5 protein-coding genes are annotated in these 3,660 nt (G+C 47.3%); 2 read left to right on the top strand and 3 right to left on the bottom strand.

Annotation, left to right across the window (positions count from 1 at the left end):
* The first annotated feature begins 232 nt into the window (after positions 1–232).
* A complete protein-coding gene (locus IM515_RS12430; RefSeq protein WP_287628437.1) occupies positions 233–643 on the top strand; it encodes a chymotrypsin family serine protease in 411 nt (136 codons plus the stop codon).
* 123 nt (positions 644–766) lie between these two features.
* On the top strand, positions 767–994 hold the full coding sequence (locus IM515_RS12425) for a hypothetical protein (RefSeq protein WP_287628436.1): 228 nt from the start codon (positions 767–769) through the stop codon (positions 992–994).
* Positions 995–1,031: 37 nt separating this feature from the next.
* Here the strand turns inward: IM515_RS12425 and IM515_RS12420 are convergent, their stop codons facing one another.
* From IM515_RS12420 to IM515_RS12410, 3 genes are read right to left on the bottom strand one after another with little or no spacing between them, the layout of a single operon-like run.
* Positions 1,032–1,880: an ADP-ribosylglycohydrolase family protein gene (locus IM515_RS12420; protein ID WP_287628434.1), complete on the bottom strand. Its 849-nt coding sequence runs from the start codon at positions 1,878–1,880 to the stop codon at positions 1,032–1,034.
* A gap of 8 nt (positions 1,881–1,888) precedes the next feature.
* The gene (locus tag IM515_RS12415) at positions 1,889–2,650 is read right to left on the bottom strand and encodes a helix-turn-helix domain-containing protein (protein ID WP_287628433.1); all 762 of its coding nucleotides are present in this window, start codon (positions 2,648–2,650) and stop codon (positions 1,889–1,891) included.
* Between the two features lie 26 nt (positions 2,651–2,676).
* Positions 2,677–3,423 carry a pseudouridine synthase gene (locus IM515_RS12410; protein ID WP_287628432.1) on the bottom strand — a complete coding sequence of 249 codons (747 nt, stop codon included), beginning with the start codon at positions 3,421–3,423 and terminating at the stop codon, positions 2,677–2,679.
* Between the last annotated feature and the right edge of the window lie 237 nt (positions 3,424–3,660).

The following is a 3,660-nucleotide window of genomic DNA, read 5'->3' as shown; positions in this document are numbered from 1 at the left end:
CCTCTGCTCTTTCTTCTTCTTTAAGAGCTTTTTGTAAGTTTTTCTTTTCTTCTAAGTCTAGGAAATCTTTGGCTGGCATAAGTAGGATTTTTCTCAAGTTACTATTTCTATTTTAGGTGGTTTAAGTGCGTTTTAGCTTATCCAGCCTGGACGGGTTGATGGTGGGGTTGTCCCCGGCGATCGAATTGCCCTCCTGGAAAATTTTGTCCGGGTCAACTGTCCGGGCCCTAACTTGGTAGATGCGGCTGTTGCCTGGACAGCTTTTAGTTTTGTCGATCCGCGTCATGTCAGCTACACCCTCAATCCTACACCGATCGCCGCCCGCCTAGGCATGACCGTGAAGAAAAATGGTCGGACAACCCAAGCAACTGTCGGCACGATTACCGATATTAACGTCAACATCTCCGTCGGTGGCTACTCCTGCGGTGTCGCCCAATTCCGCAATCAGATCGGCATCCGTGGCATCGGCAGCAATCCCTTTAGTCGCGGTGGGGACTCTGGTTCACTGATCGTGACGGCAAACAGCAATCAACCGGTCGCCCTCCTCTTTGCCGGACGAACAGACAACAGCCTCACCTTTGCTAACCCAATCGGAGCCGTGATCTCGCAACTTTCCATTCAGCGATTTGTCAACAGTCGCTAATTCACCCTCAAGTTTCCCTCTCGCCAATCTCCACACCTGATCGCCTCCAGGATTCGGCGATCGGGTGTTGTTTCAGCTAAAATTTATTTGTCGCCGACCATAGATTTAGTAGAGGTAACACCAATGAAAAATTATACTCAGGAACAGTTGTTGGCTTTGCGTGACAGCCAAGAAGCTTGGTTGATGGCTCAACCCGGTGTAACTGGCACCGGAATCGGTCTAGATGCCAGAGGGCAGCTGGTGTTACGCATCTTCACCAAAGGTATTTCCGCCACCACACGCCAGTCTATTGCTGGGCAACTCCCCCATGTTCCCCTCGACTGGGAAGAAGGAGATGTGATCGCTTATTAAAGCCAGCGATCGCCTATAGTCCAAATAACAGCGATCTTCAGTTGTCTTGAGAGACCAATTTTAAGCTAGGACGAGGCTGCAAAGTTCCCCCGTAAGCGACGGCAGTATGAGGAGATAGGACAAGATGAGGAGATATACCCAAAGAAATTCGATAAATTTCCCCAGCTTTATCCATTAATTGCTGTTTAACTGGCTCTTTCGGCAAATTTTGCCGCCAAGCTAGGGGAATCCCCTCGATACCGTTGTACAATCCCGCCCAAATTCCCGCTAAAGTGCTGGTTAATTGCCGTTGATAGGGACTAGAATTAGCGCGACGCACGCTAACGGCGAAATCCTCGCTCGTTTGCAGAAAGGTATAGAGGGAAGCGGCGATCGCAATTCCTAAAGGTGAGATATCTTTCGCCCAAGCCGATAAAATGGACTCTAAGGGATGATTCTGCCCTAAAGCTGACTGAATCTGCTCTAATAGCTTATTCTTGGGGTTAATAGTTAGTAATTGCCCCATTAACTGATTTAAAGGCCTTTTTCCCTCTAATAACAGACCTACTGCCTCTCCCCAAATTATCGCTTCTTGTCGGGTTAACTCGGAAATTAAGCCCTTTTTCAGCCAAAAATTTAATCTAGCTTGCCAACGTTCCCCATGGTCAGGCCAGGTTAAAATCTCCGGCAACAGCACAAATAATAACGCCGATTCCGACTGCTGCCTAGATGCGATCGCAATGGGCAAATCTTCCTGAGATTGCAGAGCTTGCAAAAGCAGGGTCGTCCTCGGTGTAGCCTCATAGTTAAAGGCTGGTATTAGGGGTTGATTATGCAATGATTCCCCAATATATGCCCCGATTAACCCTCCCTGAAGGCGATCGAGGGGTGAAAAGACCTTTTGCATAAATTAGCTCAATTTGCCCGGTAGGTGACTTCCTCGACTTTGCCCGGTTGCCCTAGTTGTTTAGCATTGGCATTATTAACAGCAACGTAAACCCCGCCGGCATTACCCGCTCTCACGGTTAATTCTCGGTTTGCTTGCCAAGTGCGATGGCTTCCCTGGGGCAGTACACCCTCAAATTCTGTCTTGCCATCCACCACCACCCGCAGCCAGCAGTCATCTTCCAGTTTTACCTCCACCACCAGCTGCTGATTATTGCTAGTTTTGTTGGCTACCGGTTGAAGGGGGTTGCTTTTCGGTTGGACAATTTGCTGTTGTGGCAAGGAAGGCGGCGGTAAGCGATTCGATTGCAGTACCGATTTTTGCAGGACGTGGGATAGGGTTTGTACAGAACCAATAACTAAGATTAAATAGAGAAAATAGAGATGAATCGGGCGAATTTGAAGACTCGGCAGCGATAAAGACGGTTTTATTCCCCTAAAAAAGTTATTTACCTTGGTGGGGAAACGTCGGCTAACCGTCTCACCATCCAGGGACAGACTATCGGCAAATTGTTTGATTAACCAACGAATATAAATCGGTTCGGGCAATGACTCCAAATCCCCCGCTTCCAGCGCTTCTAGACGATGGCGCGGGATCAAGGTTTTCTGGGCAATTTCCTCGAGAGAAAGGGACTGTTCTAGGCGATTTTTTTGCAAATAAACGCCGATTTCCAGTAATTTGGTGCGCTGTTTATGCTGGGGATCAAGTTGTGATTGGAGAAGGCGAAACATATCGCTATTAGTGGCTGACTTTCAGCTTAGTTAATCTGGTTTTTTAAATATTTCAGTTCATCAAGGGTTAAAAAACGGTAATGACCCAAGGGTAAAGGGGAATTATTACCAGAGTTTAGTTGAATACGACCGATAGCACTGCGATGAAGTTTCAGGACGTGATAACCTAATTCTTCGGCTACACAGCGAATCTGCCGATTTCTTCCCTCCACTAAAATAACTTCTAGTAGGGTTTTTTGGTCGGTTTGCTTGAGAATCTCAACCTGTGCGGGTAAGGTTTTTTTCCCTTCTAAGAGGATACCTTCTCGCCAACGCTGGAGAGCAAGTCTATCAACCGCACCATCTAGCCAAACCCGATAGGTTTTGGGCAAATGATAACGGGGATGGGTGAGGGTGAGGGTGAGTTGACCGTCGTTGGTGAGGAGTAAAGCCCCAGTGGTGTTGATGTCCAACCTGCCTACGGGATGTAACCCCGTCTCGCTGGCGAGGGAGTCGGGCAAAAGGTCGATTACTGTCGGCCGGTTTTGTGGATCCTTACAGGTAGAAACCACACCAATGGGTTTGTTGACCAGTATATACAATCTTTTGGGACGATTGGCCGGTTCAATTTTTTTTCCGTCTATCTCTAGGTGATCTTTTTCCGGGTCGGCTTTTTCTCCTAACTGCACGATTTTGCCATTCCGTCTCACCCGGCCGGCTACGATCATCTCCTCCGCCCTTCTTCGGGAGGCAATTCCCCACTGGGCAAGGATTTTCTGGACTCTCTCCGCCATTTTTTTTTAGTTTTTAACCCTTTCTATCTCCTATTATAGGCATCCTAAAAGGGTTTTTTTTGCCCAAAAAGTGAAGAAAAACCGAATATCTCCGGCTGCCTCTTTGATTTTTTTTCTTTGAAAACTTCTCAAAAAAAAAAGGAGTAATCCCTTGACTTGGGCGGCGGCTTCGGTTATACTTTTCTTATAATGGGAATCTGTCTATGTTTTTGCAAGTGCCACCACTCCATTATATAT

It is taken from the genome of Microcystis sp. M44BS1 (genome assembly GCF_020244875.1).
In the GTDB taxonomy this organism is placed as follows: domain Bacteria; phylum Cyanobacteriota; class Cyanobacteriia; order Cyanobacteriales; family Microcystaceae; genus Microcystis; species Microcystis panniformis.
This window is presented reverse-complemented; position numbering and strand designations above follow the sequence as displayed.